Here is a 21,782-nt window from a genome sequence, read left to right as displayed (position 1 = left end):
GCTGGTGGAGCTACCCTGATCGACGTAGACGGTATCGACTACGCTACGGTCGAGGTTGGTGGTGATGCTGGCGATGGTGGTGAAGTTGGTACCGGACAAGCCGGTGGCGCGCTGGATGCGGTACTGGTAGGGCCCGCCCAGATCGCCGGGCCGGAGGTCGAGGGGCCGGGCCCAGCGCAGGGTGATGCGCCCCCGGGTCTCGTTGGTAGAGTCGACGGTGACCTGGGTGATGACGGGCGTCAGGCGGGGCAGTTCAAGACAGGTCTGCTGGGAAGGCAGGCTGAGTCCACCGTTGTTGACGTCGCCGGGATTGCGGGCGACGATGATGTAGGAGTAGGTAACCCCTCGTCGGAGGGCGGTGGTGTCGGTGAAGGTGGTGGTGGTGAAGGGCACACGGCCGACCTCGACAAAGCCCAGCCCGGCGGGTGCGCCCGTCGTACAGGATACGGATGGGATGTTTGAACAAGTCCCTTCGCGCCGGTAAACGATGAGTTGGGTCGTATCGGGCCCGAGTCCAACGTCGACGATCCGTCCGCACGTATAAGCGGCCCAGTTGAGTTGAATGGCCCGTCCGCCAGCCAGCGCGCTGGCCCGTCCGCTGAGATTGCGCACGGCGGGGGCAATTATACGCACGCTCAGGGTGGCAAACGACACTAACGTTGTTATTCCCCTTGGCGGCACATCACTGGCCTTTAGTGTAATATCATACGGCTGATTCCGGACCTGATTACAGTTGGTTTGCCAGTAAAAGGTAGCCGTGCCGGGTTGCGCCAGCGCTGTTCCTCCGTTGATAAGCCGGGCGTATTCCGGCGAAATACTCAGCCCCGCCGGCAAGGGAGAGCCATCGGCCAGCGCATTTAGCGGTCCCCCAAACGCATTGATAATAACGCGCTGCCCGTCGGGGTCGGTAGCAGTGATGGGTTGCTGAATGAGCGTTCCTGCTTCTACACAGAGGGATGTCCCCTCAATCTGCGGTCGTCGGTTTGGTTGCGCAACGACGACGATCTGCATATCGCGGGTGACCTCGCCGATCTTAACCCCGTTCCGCCATTCTTCCACGATAAAGGCAAAGTTAAACTGTCCCTCCCGGTTGGGCGCATCCCAGCAAAGCTGTCCGGTTTTGGCATCAATAGTAAACGTTGGTGCCCCCCCCGACTCGTTGGTCGTACTATAGACAGTCGGGTCCTGGTAAGCGGCAATAAAGCGGCTACGGCAGGAGTTCGGCAGGCCCTCCTGTGGCCGGCTCAGCCGGTACCCCAGACTGTCGCCATCCGCATCGAAAGCCGCCGGGTTATGGCAGAACCGCTGGCCGACGCGCGCAGAATCGAGGGGTGGGTTAAGCATTATCGGCGTCGAGTTGAGGCCGAGGTTAGGGGCAATCAAAATCGTTGTCGAGACGAAAAATGTCAGATTATCCGACGCGGCAGGTGGCGGCAGGTTGATCGTCCCGGCGTTCCGGTTCGCGATCTGAACACTGATCGTATACGGGTTGGGCCCAGGAAACGTGTGTACTGTCCGGTAGATGTTGATCGACGACGTTCGGCCGTTGATAAACCGGATTGGCAGCGTTCGATTAACGACTTCTGTCGTGCCATCCCCGAAGCAGAACGTATACGAATTGGCATCACGGGCAGCGGGTGCCCCCGTCCGCTCATCGAAGTACACCGTCAGGGTCACTTCGTAGCTAAGCGAGGTCGCTGACAACCGCCGGGTAGTGATCTCCCCAGCCCGAACGTGCGTCGCCTGCGTCACGGTCGGGAATAGCATCAATCCGAAAAAAAGGGTAAGAAACCCACAAGTATACAATAAACGCATAGTCTTAACGCCTTTCAGATAAAACGCTGATTTGCCTCCAAAGTGTATTGGTAATCGATCGCATGTCCGTGTTTTTCAGACTTTATAAAGCGCCCGGCGATTGAAGATAGTTTTCCAGAAAAAACGGCCAAAAATTCTTACCTGACGGGCGAATAGCCGCTGATTGTCCAACTCACTGAACAACGGCTTTCGATTCTTCAGGTTAATCAGGATCTTCCCGGCGAACACCATCGGCAGCAGGAGTACGTAATGCGTCATCAGCAGCAGGTACGCTCCTACCCCGTACTGTTTACGAACCCACAGCAACTGCGACACCTGAATCTGGGGCTTGAACCGGTTGATGTGCGTAACGACGTGGTGCCGGTTATCGCTGCTCCCATATTCGAGGTGGATAAACTGCGCGTCGGGCAGCAGTAGCATCCGGCCCTGCTTACCCAATCGATAGCCCCATTCGACATCTTCGCCGTACATAAAAAACGATTCGTCAAGCCCCCCAGCGCGATCAACCGTCGCTTTACGTGTCATCAGAAACGCACCCGACAACCATTCTACCTGCGCCGGATCAGCAAAAACCGGGTCGGGCAACTGGCGCTTGAGCCAGTCTTCGGACCGTTGCCCCGACGGTAAAATGTAGAAGGCCCGGCGCATCTGATTAAAGGTCGTGTACAGATTCGGTCGCAGACTACCATCGGCACTAAGCTGATGCGCGCCTACGGCGGCTACGTCCGGCTGCTCGTCAAGCACCTGTACGCAGCGGGCCAGCAAATTGTTGATCAGCAGCGTATCCGAATTTAGCAATAGCACGTTCCGACCCTGTGCCTGCTCGATGCCCAGGTTGTTCGCCCGGGCAAAACCGGCATTGGCCCCCATATCGAACCAGCGAACGTCGGGATAGTGAGCCAGCACAATCTGACGGCTGTCGTCTTCCGACTGATTGTCGACGACGATAATTTCGAACGTGATACCACGGGTATGCTGATACACCGATGCCAGGCAGTTGAGAATCAGCTGGGGTGTTTTGTAATTGACAATGATAATACTCAGATCAGGCAAAGCAGGCGAATTTAGGTGGGGTAAAGATACGGGATTCGGTATACGGTTTTCGGTTTACTGTAGTCAGATCGTCTACTGGCTATTCCTCGGTTGACTATGTTAAAAACAGAAGCGCCGGGTCGAAACCCGGCGCAACGAAAACCACTACAAACTGAAAACCGTAAACCGACTTAGTACAACACCCATGTGTCTTTGCCGCCACCGCCTTGCGAAGAGTTGACCACAAGCGAGCCTTTACGCAGCGCGACACGCGTCAGTCCGCCGGGAATGACATTGACCCCGTCGCCGTAGAGAATGTACGGGCGTAAATCGACGTGACGCCCCTCGGCACGATCGCCCACCAGACAGGGAACGCGGGAAAGCGAGATGGTCGGCTGGGCGATGTAGTTGCGCGGGTTTTCGCGGATCTTCTGCCGGAACAGTTCGTGTTCTTCTTTTTCCGCCTTCGGCCCGATCAGCATACCATAGCCGCCCGCTTCGTTTGCTTCCTTGACCACCAGTTGCTCGATGTTGTCAAGCACGTACTGACAGTCTTCTTCTTCCCGGCAGATGTACGTTTTCACGTTCGGGATAATCGGCTCTTCGTTCAGGTAATATTGGATGATCCGTGGTACGTAGGCATAAATCACCTTGTCGTCGGCAACACCGGTACCGGGCGCATTGGCCAGGGCTACGCGTCCTTTTTTGTACACGTCGAAAATGCCCGGCACGCCAATCATCGAGTCGGGGTTGAAGGCCTGCGGATCGAGGAACGTATCGTCGATGCGTCGGTAAATCACGTCGACAATCTGGAATCCTTTGGTCGTACGCATTTTCACATACCCACCCGATACGACCAGATCGCGTGCTTCCACCAGTTCGACGCCCATTTGCTGCGCCAGGTAGGAGTGCTCGAAATAAGCCGAGTTATAGATACCGGGCGTCAGTACAACTACCGTCGGGTTGGGCCGGTCGGCGATGAACTGAAGCATCTGCAACAACCGGGTCGGATAATCGGAGACGGGCCGCACACCCGTCTTCGCCAGTACTTCAGGAAACGTTTGTTTCGTAAGTTCCCGGTTCTCAAGCATATACGACACCCCCGACGGACAGCGCAGGTTATCTTCCAGCACCATAAACTGCCCGTCGTCGCCCCGAATCAGATCGGTTCCGGTAATGTGACACCAGATTCCCTTCGGCGGATGCACGCCCATGCAGCCCGGCAAGAACGACTTACTCGACTCAATCAGGTCGCGCGGTACCACCCCATCGTTGAGAATCTGCTGATCGTTGTAGACGTCCTCCAGAAACATATTGAGCGCCTTGATACGTTGGACCAGTCCAGCCTCCAGCCGGTCCCATTCCGCCGATTCAATAACGCGGGGAATAATGTCGATGGGCATAATCCGCTCAGTACCCTCTCCTTCCGAGTACACATTGAACGTAATGCCCATACTCATCAACGACCGCTCGGCGGCATGCTGCCGGCTGATCATATCGGTACAGGTCAGTTGCTCAACACGCTGTCGAAACGGCGCATAGCCCGACCGCACCTGCGTTCCGTCGATAAACATTTCATCGAAGAAATCATCGGTACGGTAATCCGTAAACGTAAAGTTGGGGGACCGTTGGCTTTGCGACTGGCTCATGCCATTGATCGACTGTGATTGCATAGGTTATTCGAGATAATAAAGTACAATATATGGCCCAATACCGTTTTTACAAAATAAACAGCGCAACATCGAAAACAGATACCATATATACTGGTAATATTCCCTTAGGGCGATGGAGCTAATTACATACGCAGTAAACGCCGTGGGCCTACTCATACGAGTAGGCCCACGGCATTAGCGTCATCGGTTGCCCGTTGTGTCGGGCGGAGCTGTTGGTTCAGTAGGGGGTGCCGTCTGAATAAATGTCGAATCGCTCGCTTCTCCATTTACGTCGGTTGAATCAGACTCGTCCGACTCTTCTTCCTCGGGCGAAACACATCCATCGTATTCCTTCGTTACCGTGAACGTAGGCTTGGGGAAAGGCGCCTGCAATGATTTGAATTTGGGGTCGGCATATACCTTCTCCAGGAACGTACCGACGATGGGCAGCGCCGTTCGTGCCCCCTCGCCCAGATCGGTGGAGCGGAAGTGAATGCTTCGATCATCCCCCCCTACCCAGGCTCCAACGACCAGATTGCTGGATACGGCCACGAACCAGCCATCCGAGTTATTGGACGTCGTACCCGTTTTCGCGCCGATCTCGTTGCGGTTCTTGAACAGGTTGTACTGCCATAAACCCTGCGACGTACCGCCCGACTCCTGCAAACCGCCCTGTAACATGTACCGCATCAGGAAAGCCGATTCCGGACTGATCGCCCGTCGGGTTTCTGCCGTAAACGTCTGAATTTCTTTACCGTCCCGGTCTTCGATACGCTGCACAATGATGGGCTCGATGGCTTCCCCGTCGTGGACGAATGTGCAGTACGCGCCAACCAGCTCATACAGCGATACGTCCGACGAACCCAGCCCAATCGACGGCACAGGGTCGAGCCGGCTCTTTATCCCCATCCGGTGCGCATATTCCGCCACGCGCTCCGGTCCGACGCGATCGGTTAGTTCGGCCGTGATGGAGTTGACCGATCGTGCCATCGCCCGACGCAGGGTCATGTTTGAATACGTGTAGTAGCCGGTCGAGTTGCGGGGTTCCCAGACCTTATCTTCGCCATTTTCGCGGTATTCTTTGCGGAACGGTCGGTCGGTAATGCGGTCGCAGGGGCTCATGTTGCTGAGTGTGTCGTCGATTGCCGTCGTGTACACAAACGGTTTGAATGTCGATCCCGGCTGCCGCTTGCCCTGCTTGACGTGATCGTATTTGAAATAATCGTAATCCAGTCCGCCGACCCACGCCCGGATGTAGCCGTTATTCGGGTCCATCGCGACCATACCCGCCTGTAGAAAATGCTTGTAGTAGGCGATCGAGTCGTAGGGCGTCATCTCCGTCGAGTCGTAGCCGCGCTTATTTTTCCAGCTGAACACCCGCATCTTGTACTTCTTGTTCTTCATGTAGTACATGATCGAATCCGGGTAGAGCGGCAGGAATCGGCGGCTCAGCGACTTGTACCGCTCCGTCCGGCGGGCAACCGAGTCAATGAAGCCGGGAAGTTCGTTGCCCTCTTCGTCGGTCCACGGGTTTTCATCCCCCCAATGGTCATTAAAGCTCTGTTGCAGCTTTTTCATCTTCTCCGCTGTCGCACTCTCGGCGTATGTCTGCATGCGCGAGTCGATGGTTGTCACGATGCGTAGCCCGTCTGTGTACAGGTCGTAGCCGTTTTCTTCCCCCCATTTTTTTACGAAGTCCTGAACGGCGTTTTTCAGATAACTGGCTGGCCCGGAGTACGGATTTTCTGGCGTGAAGTCCGTTACGAGCGGCAAAGCACTGATCGAATCAGCCTGTTTTACCGTCAGGAACTTGTACTTCGCCATCTGCCCCAGTACGATGTTTCGTCGTTCCTTCGACCGTTTCGGGTTTTTCAGCGGGTTGTATGCCGTGGTCGCTTTTTGCAGACCGACCAGTACCGCGCCTTCCTGCACGTTCAGGCTATCCGGCTCTTTGTTGAAAAAGGTACGGGCCGCTGTTTTCAGACCGAATGAGTTACTACCGAAGTCGACGGTGTTGAAGTAATACGTCAGGATCTCTTCTTTCGAAAAGTTGCGTTCCAGCTTCAGCGCCATCAGCCACTCTTTCGATTTGTACACGATCGCCCGGATACCCGGAATCCGGGTCAGTATCCCCCGGTCCTGCTTGCGCCGGGTTTTGAACAGGTTTTTGGCCAGTTGCTGCGTGATCGTCGAGCCACCCCCATCACGACCGAAACCCAGCACCGCCCGACCGATAGCTCGTGGATCGATACCGCCGTGCGAGTAGAAGCGCACGTCTTCGGTCGCGATCAGGGCGTCGATCAGTGATTTGGGAATATTTTCGTATTTGATTGGTGTCCGGTTCTCGGCGTAGAACTTACCAATCATCACCCCATCCTGCGAATAGATCTCCGACGCCTGGTTGAGTTTCGGATTCTTCAGTTCCTCAACGCTCGGCATCGATCCGGTGAGATACAGGAAGTTATAGTTCAGGGTGAAGACGTAAAGACCCAGCAGCAGGGCACCGATCATCCCAAAACGAACGCCATTTTTCAGGTAGGGATAGTACCAGCTGTCGGGATCGACGTACTGATGCACAAACGAACGCAGCCGGTTGCGGTACTCGTAGTAGCTATCAGACCAGGCGTTGACGCGTTCTTCACCAGCAACACGGGCCGTTTGCCGGTATATGTGTCGGCCGACTCCGCGTCTGACGTCGCCAAGCGTAGCCTGACGTTGTCGAAGCCGCTGCCGAAACGCCCCGAATGCGTGCCGAACAGCGCGGAATCGCTTCCTATCTTCACTCATGCGATTAGTTGCGAATAAGAGGTTGGTTCGGGGTTTTTCTACGTATCCCGAAGGTTATTTGCCCACTGGTGGGGTCTCAAATATAACGTATTTTCGGCCTATCCCGCGCATAACGCACCCCGATTAAGCGGCAGATCAGCGTAACAACAAAACAGCCGACCTCGCTAGAAGTCGGCTGCGTTTATAGGCAATAGCCTTTATTTCTTGTCGAACAACATGGCGTCTCCGTTCATGCAGTAACGCAGACCCGTTGGTTTTGGGCCGTCGTCGAAGACGTGACCGAGGTGACCGTCGCACACGCTGCACAGGATTTCGGTGCGCACCATGCCGTACGCTTTGTCAACTTTCTCCTTCACGGCATCCTTGGCGATGGGCTTGAAGAAGCTAGGCCAGCCCGTTCCGGAATCGAATTTGGTGTCCGATGCGAACAGCGGGTTCTTGCAGGCGGCACACACAAACGTACCGTGGGCATGATTGTCGTTGAGCGGACTGGTAAACGCCCGTTCGGTACCATGTTCGCGCAGGATGTAATACTGCTCCGGTGTCAGTATCTTCTTCCATTCCGCGTTAGTCTTGACTACCCGGCGGCCACCCGGCGACTCATCGCCAATGGCCTTTTTCACAGGGTCGCCCGCAGCAGTTGACAAGCTGGGCGTCAATAGTGTACCCGCTGCAAGAGCAGTATACAGTGTCGATAAAAAAGCCTTTTTCATAGTTCGTTCAGTAGTTGTTGCCTGAAGCCCGGCGGAAGGGCCGGGCTTCAGTATAAAAACAGAAAATAAAGGGCTTCCGTTCGCGCGGTTACGCTACCGGTGACATGGCCAATAACGTTGCCATTGAGGGGGTTGGGCTACCACCCCGCTTCTCGATTGTTACGGCAAACGCATCGGCTTTGCCAATTGACCGGTTCATCTTCTGAACCGCCGTACCAGCGTCGAATACCCCGGCATCGACAGGCTTTCCGTCGACCAGCGACCAGAGCTGATATTGCTTATCGGCGGGAAGAGCCGGTAGCGATTTCACTTCGACAGCGACCTGCTGCGTCGACGGATTCCAGAAAACGAGCATGTCGCCCTGCGGGGCTTTTTCATTGCCGCGCAACTCCAGCGTACGGGCACCCGGCTGACGTAACATCGCCAGTATCTGGTCCGTCTGCCCCTGACTGGTACGCAACTGCTTTAGTTGCAGCTGCATTGAATCGTTCGATTCGCGGAGCGAAGCCATCGTCTTCTGATTTGTCTGTAGCTGCGTAATCAGAAAGTACGAGAAAAATAGTACGGCCAGGGCAGCGGCAGCGGCCACCATCCAGCTTGTCTTATACGTATACGGCCGGGTAGCTTCCGCCGATAAGTCGCGGTCGATGGGTAGCGGTCGTACAATCGTCTCGTCAGCATCCTCAAACGTCAGCTGACGCATAATGCGGTCTTTCAAGCCAGCCGGCGGTTCGATACTATGCAACAAGGCATAGTTCTCCGTCGACAGCATCAGTTCATCCAGTTCCTTCCGAATTTCGGGGTATATAGACGACAGACAGTTTACCTCCCGCACCTCCTGATCGCTAACAGCGCCGATGGCGTACGAGTCCAAAATGCCTGAAGCTATGTACTCTTCTAGGTTCATGACTTAAACAATTGTTTCAGTTCCTGTAAGGCCGCCCGAATACGGGTTTTGACCGTACCAAGAGGCAAGTTGAGTTCATCAGCCGCTTCTTCGTGGGTATACCCACCGAAATACACCAGGTCGATCAATTGTCGACGATCAGGTCTTAACTGGCCAACCACTTCCTGAATGCCAATGTGTTCGGGGTTGGGTTGCTGGGTATTATGCTGCCGATCTACTACATGTACGTTGTCTTCATCTGTTCGGATTGCATTCGCTGCCGATGGCTGCGATTTTTGTGACCGGATGGCATCAATGGCGGTATTTCGTGCCACATTCAGCATCCAGGTAAACAAACGACCCTTGCTGGAGTCATACGCATCCAGATTTTTCCAGATTTTAACGAAGATGTCCTGTACCAGATCCTGCGCGTGTTCTTCGTCACGCACGATTCGCAGAACGACGCCATAAAGCGCCGGCGAATACTGATCGTATAGCCAGTGGAATGCCTTCTGATCGCGCTGGACCAACTTCTCGATCAGGACACTTTCCGAGACCAGGGATGATTGACGTTTCACGAGGGGGTAGTTATACGCACCAAATTAGACTATTACTTACTGAGATATAGCTGTACCAGAGTCACAGGTATATCAGTTTGACGATCTGTTTTGACGAGCCAAGCGGCCCGGCAACGCCCTTACGGTAAGACAACTAACACCTTTCAGTAGTTACGTTGACAATACGTTAAAGCCAGATCATAAACAGAAACTCCAAACTAAAGCATAAATTACCACATTGCCTAAACGGAAGCGGGCAGGATTGCTGCGTTACCACTCGTAGTCGACGCAACAATCACTGCCCGAATTCTTTTCGCGGTATGTGGAAACGAAACGAAGACCCCCTTTTAGTTCTTTCGCTTTTTCGGTTTTGGTGTTGCAGCGGGGCCAGCGGCAGCGCTTCCTACCCCGGTTGGCGCGTTGGTGACAGCGTCAGAATTGTAGTTCGTGACGTTACTGTTGTTGATCGCGGTTCCGTCGTCCGTGGCACTGTTCCGATAGCGCATCTCCTCGACTCGATCCGACACCTTTGCCGAACCTGATTTCCGGGTTGCCATCTTACCTTTCTTCCTGGCCGATTTTGGCATTGTATCGGCCGGAGCAATGGCCTGCTCACTAATGGGTTTACGATCAATCGACAGTGCGGGCGTAGCAGATACAGCCAGTACACCCAACAGCAAAAACAGGCTAGCTTTCATAACCAGGCGGGTTAATGATGTGTAAGTAAGTATGTTGTTATCAACCGGTACGAGCGTGAAAAGTTTTGCGGGTGTTGCGTTGTTTACAAGCTGGTCGATTACTTTGTCAGCCATTCAGCAAACTTGTTTTCACGTTATGCAGACGATACTTCCCTTACCGACCCAACCGGTAAAACCCGGTACCAGCACTGGCCAGCAGTTCTGGAGTTCGACCGAGAAAACCATCGACTCCTACTCACCTGCCGATGGGCAGCTTATCGCGCGCGTCCATCCATCGACCCGCGCGGACTATGACCGCGTAGTCGAAACGGCGCAGGCAGCTTTTACCGAATGGCGGCAGGTACCAGCCCCGCGCCGGGGTGAAATTGTCCGGCAGATGGGCGAGCAGTTCCGGCGCTACAAACGCGAGCTGGGCACACTGGTCAGCTACGAGATGGGAAAATCGCTCCAGGAAGGCTTGGGCGAAGTGCAGGAAATCATCGACATCTGCGACTTCGCGGTGGGGCAGTCGCGGCAGCTCTACGGATTGTCGATGCACTCCGAACGACCGGCACACCGTATGCTTGAGCAGTGGCACCCGCTGGGTATCGTCGGTATCATTTCAGCCTTCAACTTTCCGGTAGCCGTCTGGTCGTGGAACGCGATGATTGCCTGGGTATGCGGGAATGTCTGTGTCTGGAAACCATCGGAGAAAACACCGCTTACAGCATTGGCCTGTCAACAAATCATTACGGAGGTGTTGCGCAACAACGACGTACCGGAAGGTGTCTCCTGCCTGATTACAGGTGGCCATACCGCAGGCGAATGGCTGGCGCACGACCCACGCATCGCCCTGCTCTCCGCAACGGGTAGCACGCGTATGGGCCGGGCAGTGGCGACAGCAGTAGCCAGCCGACTCGGTAAGAGCCTGCTCGAACTGGGTGGCAACAACGCGATTATTGTCACCGAACATGCCGACCTCGATCTGGCGATTCCGGCCATCGTATTTGGTGCTGTCGGAACAGCCGGGCAACGCTGCACGACGACCCGCCGGATCATTGTGCAGGACAGTATTTACGACGACGTCAAGAAACGACTGGCCAGCGCCTACGCCCAGCTTCGTATCGGCAACCCGCTGGACGAGTCGTTCCACGTTGGGCCCCTGATCGACACCGACGCCGTGAAGGGGTATCAGCAGGCAGTCGACGCCATCCGGCAGGCTGGTGGCCAATTTGTTGTGGAGCCGGGCCTGCTCGATGAGCCAGCCTTTGCGTCTGGCTGTTACGTAAAACCCTGTATCGCTGAAGCAGAGAACAACTGGCCTATCGTTCAACACGAAACGTTTGCGCCGATCCTGTACCTGCTCCGCTATACCCACCTCGACGACGCCATTGCGCAGCAGAACGCCGTGCCACAGGGTCTGTCGTCTGCCATTTTCACGCTGAATCTGCGCGAAGCCGAGCGGTTTTTGTCGGCAGTCGGTTCAGATTGTGGTATTGCCAACGTCAACATCGGCACGTCAGGCGCGGAAATCGGCGGAGCATTCGGCGGAGAGAAAGAAACCGGTGGAGGACGGGAGTCGGGGTCCGACGCGTGGAAAGCGTACATGCGTCGCCAGACCAATACCATCAACTACGGGGCAACAATGCCCCTCGCGCAAGGAATCACGTTCGAGTTGTAGCGTACCGGGGGATTGTACCGATCCAGTCTTCAAGCTGCTACTCATAAAGATGGTTCATTCCCCGGTCTGTGTCATCACCGCGCCACGGTGGCAGACCGGGGAATTTGAGATCCCTCCTTCGTCAGAATGACAACTTATCCAGGTAACAATCAGTACGCTGTTACCAATGAAACGTACCGATCGACTTGCGGGGTAGTGCGCTCGTGATCGATTGTCCTTTGTAGCGAATATTGAATGATTGTGATGTTTCACTGTCGTTCAGCACGATCAGGGTTATGCCGCCGTCGGGTGTTTTGAACGCCACGTTGGGCAGCGTATCGTATGTATTCGACGCAATCCGTATCGATCCCGGCCGCACCAGTTTCGATGCGACGGCAACGGTATAATAAGCCGGATTACGGGTGACGTCGTTACCAGCGATCGTAACGGCTCCCAGACATTGCGTACAGCCACCGGGCGTGTGTGGATTCTGGTTTGGGTCGGCGGCAAGGTTCCATTCCAGCACCGTCCGGGCCCAGTTGCGGGTAGCCCCGATAATCAGCGTTTTAACGTGCCAGTTCACGTCATTGACCATGTTACCCGGCGCACCGACCCACTGTTCGGTGAAATAGATGTTTTTATCAGGGTATGCCTTGTGTACTTCCGACAGCGCCGTGACCGGCCCGGCATAAAGATGAAACGCCGACCCGTCGACGTACTGACGAGCATCGGGGTCGTTCAGAATCGTCAGCGGGTAATCAGGGTGGTCGGCGTTGTGATCGTACAGCAGAATCTTGGTGTCGATTTTCGCCTGCCGGAAGGCGGGTCCAAGATGATTTTTGATGAACGTAGCCTGCTCGGTTGCCAGCATTAGCAGACTTGGATTGTTACCCGGATGCAGCGGCTCGTTCTGAATCGTAATCGCATCGATGGGTATCCCTTCGGCCCGCATCCCCAGAATATATTTGACGAAATACTGCGCGTAAGTACCGTAAAACGCAGGTAGCAGACTCCCTCCTTTCGAGTTTTGATTGCTTTTCATCCAGGTCGGCGGAGACCAGGGCGACCCCAGAATTTTGATGTTCGGATTGATGGTTAGAATCTGCTTCAGCGTAGGAATCAGGTAAGTCCGATCGGGATCGAGCGAAAAATTGGCCAGTGTAGAATCGGTTTGCCCCGCTGGCAGGTCGTCGTACGAAAAAACGGTCTCGTCCAGATCCGACGCGCCGATGCTGACGCGCAGGTAACTGACGCCAATACCATTGCTCTGCGTTGAGAACAACTCGTTCAGCAACGCAGCCCGCGCCGCCGAGTCCATCTTCTGCAACAGCATCGCACTACCGCCCGTCAGCGTGTAGCCAAACCCGTCGATGGATTGGTACGTCTCTTTATCATCCACGCCAATGGTTGGGTACGCATTCGCTACACTGGCAAACGACAACGCCGTGGGCTGCTTCACAAACAGGGCTGAGCCATCCGGGTTAGTCAGCCACCATTCCGCCTGTTTCGTAGCCGTGTACCCGACTGTCGAGCGGTAGCAGCCCGTACTGACGCCAAGCAGGGTTATCACTGCAATCGTCACACTCAATAAGCGTTTCATAGATTAGGTATAACAGTAAATCATATCTATAACAATCAAGCCTTACTCATATCGCGAACGACAGCCAGCAGATTCTCTCTATGTCGATTACGCTCGATAAAGCCAACAACACCTAACAACATTCCGTACTCATCCATCGTGTTTTCATGTCCAGATCGGCTCAACCAGTCTATGTATTGATTTTCTAACTCATCAAATGAAATCACCTCACTTTTTACCCCTGACAAATCATAAATAGTCAGGCCATTACGGTCGTAAAGTTGGGAAAATTCACTCTTACCGTTAAAGACAAAAGAGAAAAATATAGTCACGTTCTTCTGTTCCTGAACACAGAAGCATTCAACGCTTAGATAACCGTCTGTTTCAACAGTGACAATTTTTTCAAGACTCAACTCGTCTGTTATCAGCTCGTCAAGCGTATATCGTTCGGGACTCAATAGCGAAATCTCTACCATACATTCACCATATCAGCGAGTTGCGTTTTCCATCCGAACGTTTAACAATCGAAGGATTGACAATGGCCAGTTGCCGATCGCCAAAGCCGTTATTATTTATTCACAACTGTATGACTTAGTCCCTACAAACTTATCTTATATACCTCCGGCTCGCCTTTTCACAAATTAGCTTACTATAATCAGGTAGTTGCGCCCAAACGTGGTCTGGAATACCGGGGTCGGGCTTATCAAAAATCTCTTTGCCGTCCTGCCAAACTGTTACATAGTCCCAATACACCAGAAAGAAATCATCTTCGTGAATAAATTCCATCCAGCCGTCGGCAACCAAATTGTCCTGCTCGTCAAATAGCAGAATACCGGAATAATTTTCTAAACTCCCATCTAAATAAGTGCTATCACGCCCTTCAATACAACTGCCTGACCAATCAAATTTTAACTTTTGGTTTAGTACCACATACGCAGCTAAATCAGTTAACAAGTACTGCTCAACCAATGCCCTGAGTTGAGGCCCCATTGGAGTAGACAATCCTAGATTGACGTAATCTGGTTTGACAGGCTGCATAGTTTCCTACTCATATTAACCGTTCGAAATAAGTACTAAAACTTAACCGTCAAGACGTTTCCTCATAATACAAAACCAGAATTTCTAAGCTATCATTAGTACATAACTATCCGAAACTAGCGGTTAAAACAACGAGCGCTGGGCTAACTACTCATTGCCAGCACCTGCTCGGTACCTTATTACCAAATTTGATTTTTATAGCGATCGAGGGCATCGTACAGTCGGAAAAGAAACCAGCTATATCCGCCGGATTGACCGACGACGCCCGGTTCCGAATCAGGACCTGCCCTTCTTCCGGTTTAACCACATCAGCATCTTTAATGACGAGCTGATCGGGCGATCCGTAGTGCGCCAGGACGGCGGCTTTCATGGCCTGTTTGATTTGATAAAGCCGATTAAACTTGCCCAGCGTTTTGTCGTTCCGAGCCTGCGAGGGGTCTCTTAGAATAGCAGCAAAAACCGCCTGCCTCAAAAGATCCCTCGCAGGCTCGGGACGACGACATACGTAGATACCGTTCTGCTAGTTGCTATACCATCTGCTTAATCAAGGCGAACGCTGATGTCTCCGCAGAATGTGTGGCCCGGAGCCAGCGCAACCAGTCCCTCACCATTGTTGAAGGCATCGACGTTAGCCGTCAGTGCCTCGATCGCTACGCTCTCCCGACGGGGTGGTGTGTAGCAAACCAGGTAGTTGAGTTTCCCCGGACCCGTTTGCTGCCGAACGACGATACTCGCATCCGCAGCGTCCGAGCGCAGGCTTGTTTCGACAAACCCCTCCTCGTTCGGCTTCAGTTCATACGCATTGTCGAGCTGAACATTGGCCAGTGGTAGTGGGCCTTTCTCCCGAAACTCCTCCCGGCCGGTTGGAATCATCGTTTTCTGGTCCAGCACGATCGGAGCCCGGTCAGCCATCGTAATCGTCAGTGTATCGACCGACTGCCCGTTGAACGTAAAATAGGGGTGCCAGCCGAAGGCTACCGGACACGTACGCGACCCCGTGTTGAGCGCTTCGTACGTCAGGTGCATCACCGTTGGTCCGGCCGTTTTGCGCAGCGAGTACGTCACGGTAAAATCGAATGGGAAGGGATAACCAACCACGTCGCCCTTGTTCTGATACCGGATCGTCAGGCAGGCTTCGGTCGACGTAACTTCTTTATTCGTAACCTCAAACGGCTTGTCGTTGACGAATCCGTGAATGGAGTTGTCGCGATTAAGCTCGTTGAGTCGGAGCGCGTATGCTTCGCCTTCGAAACGGTAGGTACCGTGCTTGATCCGGCTCGGATAGGGAAACATCAGTGCGCTAGCGTACGACTCATCGGCAATCATGCCTTCGAGCGAGATCGGCGCGTAAAGGATAGGAATCAGTTTCTCGTTCTTACGCAGCGCCAGCCGCCGAACGATACCGCCATAGCCCGGTACGATAGTCATGTATTCGCCCGTTTCCGTGTCGGTGATAGTATATTCGAGAATGGGATCGTGCTGATCGGGTAGCACACCAAACGGTTCTGACGTGATTGTGTAGGCCATACGGCTATTTTCGGGTAGTGATACGCGAAAATAAGCCATTCCGAACTGCTTTTGTTTGATAAAGCCCGATCGATTGCTCCTACAGTTCACCTTCGACGCCTAAGCCGAAGAGCGCGAAGTCATACCGCACCGGATCGGCCGGATCGAGTTCGCGTAGGGTATCGGTCAATCGCAGGGCGGTTTTCCAGTCGGGCGGGGCAGGTTTCTCGTCGCGGCTTTCGAGCAGACCAAGCCGATGCGCCACCCGGTTGACGTGAACGTCGATGGGAATGACGAGCTGACTGGGTTTGAGCCGGGCCCACAAACCGAAATCAACCCCACGATCGTCCTGCCGAACCATCCAGCGCAGAAACATCAGCAATCGTTTGCACGACGAGTTACGGGCCGGGGTAGCAATGTGCTTGCGGGTACGGGCGGGGAAATACTCACTTTCGGCGCAGAACCGGTCGTGGAACGCCATCAGCGCAGGGCCAACGTCGGCCGCGCCTGGGTTAACTCCGTCGACGAAGGCGTCTTCCAGCGACGCGTGTTGCTGGTAGTACTCCCGAAAAAAGTGAATGAAGTATAAGGCGTCAGTCGCGTTGAAGGTGCGGTGCTTGAACGCCAGAAACCGTTTTAGATCGATCTCCTGATGCGAGCGAATAAATTCATAAGGTGCGCCATCCATCAGATCAATCAACTCAGCGGCTTTGCGCAGAATAACCGGTCGCTGCCCCCAGGCCAGTACCGCCGACCAGAAGCCCATGATCTCGATGTCCTGCCGGGCCGTGAATAGATGGGGGATGGAAACCGGGTCACGCTCGATAAACGGTGATCGGTTGTACTGATCGGCTTTGCGGTTGAGCAGGTCCGCGACTTCCGCCCGAATCAACGCGACCGCCCTCCGCTAACGACCCACGCCATTGCTTTCGATATGCCCGAAAAAACAGCCAGCAGGGTCGACATGACAAACGTGAAAACCGCGATGAAGGGATACGCCAGCGTGAACATGACGTTGAACGTCATATAGCCGGGCGTGGCTCTCATTTTCTTATCCCGTTCCTGATGCCGTCGGGCAAAGCGTTCTTCCTTGGTTTCCATACGTTATAGTTAGCCGGTATTCGGTTTACAGTATACGGTGTACTGACAACCGAATACTGTAACCTGCGCCTTTGGCACTACGGCGCGATGTAACTGACTTCGGCTCGGAAACGCCGGTCGTCGGGGGAAAGTTTCGCAAATGCCTGACTCGACAGCTTAATCAGAATTTTGTCGTTGACCCCCGTATCGGGCAGTCGGCCAATCACTTTTACCCAGATACTCTGGCTGTTGAACGCGTTGCGCACCTGCACCAGCGTACCGATGGGAGCCGTACGGTGCAGAGCCAGGTATTTGCCCGATCCGTCGGGTCCTTCGATCATTTCGGCGACACCCGTGGTCGATAAACGACGACCCCGCGTTGGCATGGGAGCGTCGTTGCCGGGATGTGGTAATTCAACCTCCGCAATCGGCACGGTCGATACCGGACGGGACTCCGTCGGGCGCGTTGATGCAGGTTCAGTAGCAGCGGGCTTCGGTTCAGCAGAACGCGGCTCCGTCTTGACTGGCTCCGGGCGCGTTGGTTCGGCCCTGGCTATGTCGGGTTTCGACGGTTGGCTCTTCGGCTTTGTTTCGGCATTCCGCGTTTCGGTCTTCGTCGGTTCGGGGCGGGGCGTATTAGCCGCTACCGACGGACCGGGCACCCGTTCCTGATGCGCCTTTTCCGTTACGATCAGCGCCTGTCCGATCAGCACGTTATTCGAGGGAAGGTTATTCCACTGCCGAAGCTGATCCTGCGAGACACCGTAGCGCGTCGCCAGGCTATATAAGGTTTGTCCTTTTTCAACGACGTGAATCCCCGTCCGGGCCGGATCGGCGGCTTTCGCAGCTGCCTTTACGGTACGGTCTTCTTTGATGATTGCCTTATCGATGGCTACTGCCTGCTTGGGTGTCAGCGCGTTGGCCGGAATCGGGATACGGATAACCTGATCGGACCGGACACCGTCGCCCAGATCCGGGTTGGCAGCTTTGATCGCACTGACCGATCGCTTGTAGCGCCGGGCGATGGAAAAGAGCGTCTGCCCCTGATCAACCCGGTGAAGAATGAATCGTTTGCCGTCTTTCTTTTCCACGCCAACCGAATCAAAAGGTACCGGCCGGGCATACGCAGTAGCACTCAGGGCAAGCAAACCAAACAAACTCAATAGGAACTGCTTCATAGGTGTTATATAGAGCCTCCGGGGAGCAAAAGACCGTTGTAAAAGTACGGTAAAATTTACGGTTCGTTCCGCTAATAAACGTCTTTGTACCGCTTTTCTGTCTGTACTGCTGGCAATGTAAGCATTCCCCCCCGTCCCCCTGACGGGTGAGAAAATCCGAACTTAATGTCTCCCCCTTCAGGGGGACGGGGGGTGTTGATCTGCTGTTAAAAAACCTTAATTCTGAACCCGCCGAACAGAAGCAGACGTTTGGAGTTAAACCAGTTCGGGCTTCATTTATTCGTAAACTAGCCTACTTAACCACGGATTTTATGCAAAACTATTCGATACTTTGGGCCGACGACGAGATTGATCTGCTCAAGCCCCACATCCTGTTTTTGAAGAACAAAGGGTACGACGTAACGCCCGTCAACAGCGGAGCCGATGCGATCGATCAGGTCGAACAAACCAACTATGACGTCGTTTTTCTCGATGAAATGATGCCGGGTATGACGGGGCTGGAAACGCTCGGTCAGATCAAGCAGATGCGCCCGAATCTGCCCGTCGTGATGATTACGAAGAGCGAAGAAGAGCATATCATGGAAGAAGCGATCGGCTCCAAAATCGCCGATTACCTCATCAAGCCGCTCAACCCGAACCAAATCCTGCTGTCGGTCAAAAAAATTCTCGATAACAAGCGCCTGGTTACCGAACGCACCAACATCGGGTATCAGCAGGACTTCCGCAATATATCCATGCAGTACAACGACCGTATGGATTTCAACGAATGGGCGGACGTTTACAAAAAGCTCATTTACTGGGAGTTGGAACTCGACAGTTCGCAGGACAAGAGTATGCTGGAAGTGATGAACATGCAGAAGAGCGAAGCTAACGCGACCTTCTGTAAGTTCCTCATGGACAATTACGAAGACTGGCTCAACGATCCCAAAGCACCCCACCCAATCATGTCGCATCAGTTGATGCGAAAAAAGGTGTTTCCGCTACTCGAAGCGGGCAGCAACCAGCCTCCGCTGTTTTTTCTGCTGATCGATAACCTGCGTTACGACCAGTGGAAAGTGATCGAGCCGCTGCTGGCCGAGTACTTTACGGTGGAAGAAGAAACGCCTTACTACTCGATTCTGCCCACGACAACCGGCTTTGCCCGGAACGCCATTTTCTCGGGGATGATGCCGAGCGAGATGGAGCGCAAGCACCCCGACCTGTGGGTCAATGACGACAACGAAGACGAAGGGCTGAACAACCACGAAGACGAGTTTCTACGTCGTCAGCTGGAGCAGAGCCGTTTGAACGTGAAGATGTCGTACCACAAGATTCTGAACGTCAATCAGGGCAAGAGTCTGGTCGACAATTTCAACAATCTGCTGCAAAACCAGCTCAATGTGGTCGTCTTCAACTTTGTGGATATGCTTTCCCACGCCCGTACCGACATGGCGATGATTAAGGAGCTGGCCCCCGATGAGTCGGCGTACCGCTCGATCATGCGGTCGTGGTTCCTGCACTCGCCCCTGCTTGAATTCGTGCAGAAGGTCGCGGCTAAAGGTGGACGGCTTATCGTAACGACCGACCACGGTATGATCCGAGTGCAGAAGCCTGCCAAGATTGTCGGCTACCGCGAAACGAACACCAACCTGCGCTACAAACAGGGCAAAAACCTGGGCTTCGACGATAATCACCTGTTCGTCGGCCGTAAACCCGAGCGGTTGTTTCTGCCCAAGCCGCACGTCTCGACGGCCTATGTCTTTACGCTGGAAGATTATTTCTTCGCATATCCGAACAATTACAACTACTACGTGAATCACTACCGCAATACGTTCCAGCACGGGGGCGTATCGCTGGAAGAGGTGATTATTCCGTTTGCTTACCTGAAAGCCCGGTGAGACTTTGGTAGCTAACGATACGGCCCGACTCTGACAAAGAGCCGGGCCGTGCGTTTTGTAAGGATTATACCTACGCCAGAACTGAAAAGCAATAGGCTGGCAGGGTCACCACGCCATCTTGAAACAAAGTTCCGTTTACCGATGACCAGACCAGTTGCTTGCACCAGCCTTCGTTGGGCGACAGCACCACGTCGATGGCCTTCCGCGACAGGTTATGCACGATCAGCACACGCTGCCCATCGGCCGATTGTCGGGTAAAAGCCAGTGTACCCCGCTGCCGGATACCCGTTTCGCCGATACGGCTCAGGTTGTCGTTCAACACCGGATGGCTGTTGCGGAAGTGAATCACGCGCCGGTAGTGGCTAAACAGCGAGTTCGGGTCGTCGCGCTGCTCCGATAAGGGGCGAATGGTCTGACTGGTTGAGTAACGACCCCGTCGCCACGACGTTCGCTGCTTGTCCTGCGCGCGGTTGGCCCAAAGAAACGGCTCCCGGATGCTTTCGTCGGGCTTCATACCGAGCATTCCAATTTCCTCGCCGTAATACAGGTATGGATTCCCCGGCAGCGTCAACAGCAGATTGGCAGCGGTGGTTAGGTGCTTCTGGTTGCCTTTCACCATACTGCCGATGCGGTTCTGATCGTGATTCGACAGGATAATTCCGTCGATGAACTGCGGATTTACGTCGGCAAAAGCCCCCTGCACGTACGTCACAAACTCCACCAGATCGTCGCAATCGTACTCCCGGCGTACAACCGACTCGATGGTTTCGGCCAAGTCGAAGTTGAAGTTGGCGCGCAGCCCCCGGAAATAAGGTGCGATACGCTCGGGTCGGGTCCAGACTTCGCCGACCGTGTACGCACCCGGTTTGGCGGCTTCGACTACCTGCCCAAACTCATACCAGAACTGATGATTCTTCGGCTCGTCGAACTCGCGGTAGAGATGCCGGGCCGCGTCGAGCCGAAACCCGTCGACGCCCACGTCGTTGAGCCAGTACCGGGCAAGTGTAAACATCGCTTCCCGGACGGGCGGGTAGTCGAAATTCAGATCGGGCATCCCACTCCAGAACATGCCGTAATACTTCTCAGAATACCGCGCGCCCGGCACCGCATGCCACGGATTACGCTCCCCGGAATCGGCGGTGATGTCGCGCGTGTTGAGTTTTCGCCGACGAATCTCGTCGGGCGTCAGCCAGTGATAATAGTTTCGGTATGAATTGTTCGGGCCCTTCGACGCTTCCACAAACCACGGATGTTTGGTACTTGTGTGGTGCAGCACCAGATCGATAATCACGTCGATACTGCGCCGGTGCGCTTCCGCGATCAATCGCCGAAAATCGTCCAGCGTACCATACTCCGGGTCGATGCCGTAATAGTCGGTAACGTCGTATTTATGGTAGGTCGGCGACGGGCTAATAGGCATCAGCCAAATGGCCGAAATACCCAGGTCCTGCAAGTAATCGAGGTTAGCCGTTACGCCGTTTAGGTCGCCGATACCGTCACCATTGGTATCGGCAAAGGAGCGCACGAAGATTTCGTAGTGCACCCCCGTCAGCCCGGTTTTCAGGTTACCGTTGGCAGGTTGTATCGGTTGACTGGACGTTACGGAGTGGGCGGACTGTGTTGCCGTCATTAGTACAGGTTGTAAGAATCGACCGAAGAACGGCAGGTAAGCAAAATGAGTTTACTCAGGTAGTTGGAAAGTTTGACGCTGTTTCTGCTGGCTATCTGACAGAAGGTTCCCCTTC

18 protein-coding genes and 1 pseudogene are annotated in these 21,782 nt (G+C 54.3%); 2 read left to right on the top strand and 17 right to left on the bottom strand.

What is annotated here, in order from left to right; all coding sequences use genetic code 11:
• From CLV58_RS23775 to CLV58_RS28685, 8 genes and pseudogenes are all read right to left on the bottom strand, one after another.
• A pseudogene (locus CLV58_RS23775) lies at positions 1 to 1,767 on the bottom strand (gliding motility-associated C-terminal domain-containing protein); the annotation flags it as partial.
• 123 nt (positions 1,768 to 1,890) lie between these two features.
• A complete protein-coding gene (locus tag CLV58_RS23770; RefSeq protein WP_106140329.1) occupies positions 1,891 to 2,868 on the bottom strand; it encodes a glycosyltransferase family 2 protein in 978 nt (325 codons plus the stop codon).
• Between the two features lie 170 nt (positions 2,869 to 3,038).
• Positions 3,039 to 4,520: a circularly permuted type 2 ATP-grasp protein gene (locus CLV58_RS23765; RefSeq protein ID WP_106140328.1), complete on the bottom strand. Its 1,482-nt coding sequence runs from the start codon at positions 4,518 to 4,520 to the stop codon at positions 3,039 to 3,041.
• Between the two features lie 180 nt (positions 4,521 to 4,700).
• A complete protein-coding gene (locus CLV58_RS23760) occupies positions 4,701 to 7,286 on the bottom strand; it encodes a penicillin-binding protein 1A (RefSeq protein WP_106140327.1) in 2,586 nt (861 codons plus the stop codon).
• A gap of 197 nt (positions 7,287 to 7,483) precedes the next feature.
• Entirely contained in the window at positions 7,484 to 7,999 is a 516-nt protein-coding gene (msrB, locus tag CLV58_RS23755; RefSeq protein ID WP_106140326.1) for a peptide-methionine (R)-S-oxide reductase MsrB, read from the bottom strand.
• An 88-nt stretch (positions 8,000 to 8,087) separates the two neighbouring features.
• Complete coding sequence (locus tag CLV58_RS23750; protein ID WP_106140325.1) at positions 8,088 to 8,906, bottom strand: anti-sigma factor; 819 nt, start codon at positions 8,904 to 8,906, stop codon at positions 8,088 to 8,090.
• A complete protein-coding gene (locus tag CLV58_RS23745; RefSeq protein WP_106140324.1) occupies positions 8,903 to 9,463 on the bottom strand; it encodes an RNA polymerase sigma factor in 561 nt (186 codons plus the stop codon). Before CLV58_RS23745 ends, CLV58_RS23750 begins: the two co-directional genes overlap by 4 nt.
• A gap of 326 nt (positions 9,464 to 9,789) precedes the next feature.
• Positions 9,790 to 10,140, bottom strand: a complete 351-nt coding sequence (locus CLV58_RS28685; protein ID WP_211300897.1) for a hypothetical protein — start codon at positions 10,138 to 10,140, stop codon at positions 9,790 to 9,792.
• A 136-nt stretch (positions 10,141 to 10,276) separates the two neighbouring features.
• Between CLV58_RS28685 and amaB the strand changes: the two genes are divergently transcribed.
• Positions 10,277 to 11,800, top strand: coding sequence for an L-piperidine-6-carboxylate dehydrogenase (gene amaB / locus CLV58_RS23735; RefSeq protein WP_106140323.1), 1,524 nt, complete (start codon positions 10,277 to 10,279; stop codon positions 11,798 to 11,800).
• A gap of 160 nt (positions 11,801 to 11,960) precedes the next feature.
• Here the strand turns inward: amaB and CLV58_RS23730 are convergent, their stop codons facing one another.
• The 8 genes from CLV58_RS23730 to CLV58_RS23695 all read right to left on the bottom strand — a co-directional run bounded on the left by CLV58_RS23730 (position 11,961) and on the right by CLV58_RS23695 (position 18,160).
• The gene (locus CLV58_RS23730; RefSeq protein WP_106140322.1) at positions 11,961 to 13,379 is read right to left on the bottom strand and encodes a glycoside hydrolase family 30 protein; all 1,419 of its coding nucleotides are present in this window, start codon (positions 13,377 to 13,379) and stop codon (positions 11,961 to 11,963) included.
• A gap of 35 nt (positions 13,380 to 13,414) precedes the next feature.
• Positions 13,415 to 13,834, bottom strand: a complete 420-nt coding sequence (locus CLV58_RS23725) for a hypothetical protein (RefSeq protein WP_106140321.1) — start codon at positions 13,832 to 13,834, stop codon at positions 13,415 to 13,417.
• 130 nt (positions 13,835 to 13,964) lie between these two features.
• A complete protein-coding gene (locus CLV58_RS23720; RefSeq protein ID WP_146141524.1) occupies positions 13,965 to 14,396 on the bottom strand; it encodes a hypothetical protein in 432 nt (143 codons plus the stop codon).
• Between the two features lie 151 nt (positions 14,397 to 14,547).
• Positions 14,548 to 14,766 carry a hypothetical protein gene (locus CLV58_RS23715; protein ID WP_146141523.1) on the bottom strand — a complete coding sequence of 73 codons (219 nt, stop codon included), beginning with the start codon at positions 14,764 to 14,766 and terminating at the stop codon, positions 14,548 to 14,550.
• Between the two features lie 170 nt (positions 14,767 to 14,936).
• Positions 14,937 to 15,923 carry an aldose 1-epimerase gene (locus tag CLV58_RS23710; protein WP_106140335.1) on the bottom strand — a complete coding sequence of 329 codons (987 nt, stop codon included), beginning with the start codon at positions 15,921 to 15,923 and terminating at the stop codon, positions 14,937 to 14,939.
• A 79-nt stretch (positions 15,924 to 16,002) separates the two neighbouring features.
• Entirely contained in the window at positions 16,003 to 16,794 is a 792-nt protein-coding gene (locus CLV58_RS23705; RefSeq protein WP_425443555.1) for a TIGR02757 family protein, read from the bottom strand.
• A complete protein-coding gene (locus CLV58_RS23700; RefSeq protein WP_106140318.1) occupies positions 16,791 to 17,003 on the bottom strand; it encodes a hypothetical protein in 213 nt (70 codons plus the stop codon). Before CLV58_RS23700 ends, CLV58_RS23705 begins: the two co-directional genes overlap by 4 nt.
• Positions 17,004 to 17,080: 77 nt before the next feature.
• Positions 17,081 to 18,160 carry a LysM peptidoglycan-binding domain-containing protein gene (locus CLV58_RS23695; protein ID WP_106140317.1) on the bottom strand — a complete coding sequence of 360 codons (1,080 nt, stop codon included), beginning with the start codon at positions 18,158 to 18,160 and terminating at the stop codon, positions 17,081 to 17,083.
• A 311-nt stretch (positions 18,161 to 18,471) separates the two neighbouring features.
• Between CLV58_RS23695 and porX the strand changes: the two genes are divergently transcribed.
• Complete coding sequence (gene porX / locus CLV58_RS23690; RefSeq protein ID WP_106140316.1) at positions 18,472 to 20,037, top strand: T9SS response regulator signal transducer PorX; 1,566 nt, start codon at positions 18,472 to 18,474, stop codon at positions 20,035 to 20,037.
• Between the two features lie 70 nt (positions 20,038 to 20,107).
• Here porX and CLV58_RS23685 read toward each other — a convergent pair whose 3' ends face one another.
• Positions 20,108 to 21,667 (bottom strand): alpha-amylase family glycosyl hydrolase, encoded by a 1,560-nt coding sequence (locus CLV58_RS23685; RefSeq protein WP_106140315.1) that lies wholly within the window; start codon positions 21,665 to 21,667, stop codon positions 20,108 to 20,110.
• Positions 21,668 to 21,782 lie beyond the last annotated feature (115 nt).

This window comes from Spirosoma oryzae (assembly GCF_003002825.1).
Taxonomy (GTDB): Bacteria; Bacteroidota; Bacteroidia; order Cytophagales; family Spirosomataceae; genus Spirosoma; species Spirosoma oryzae.
Note: the sequence above shows the minus strand (reverse complement) of the source record. Positions and strands in the feature narration are given on the sequence as shown.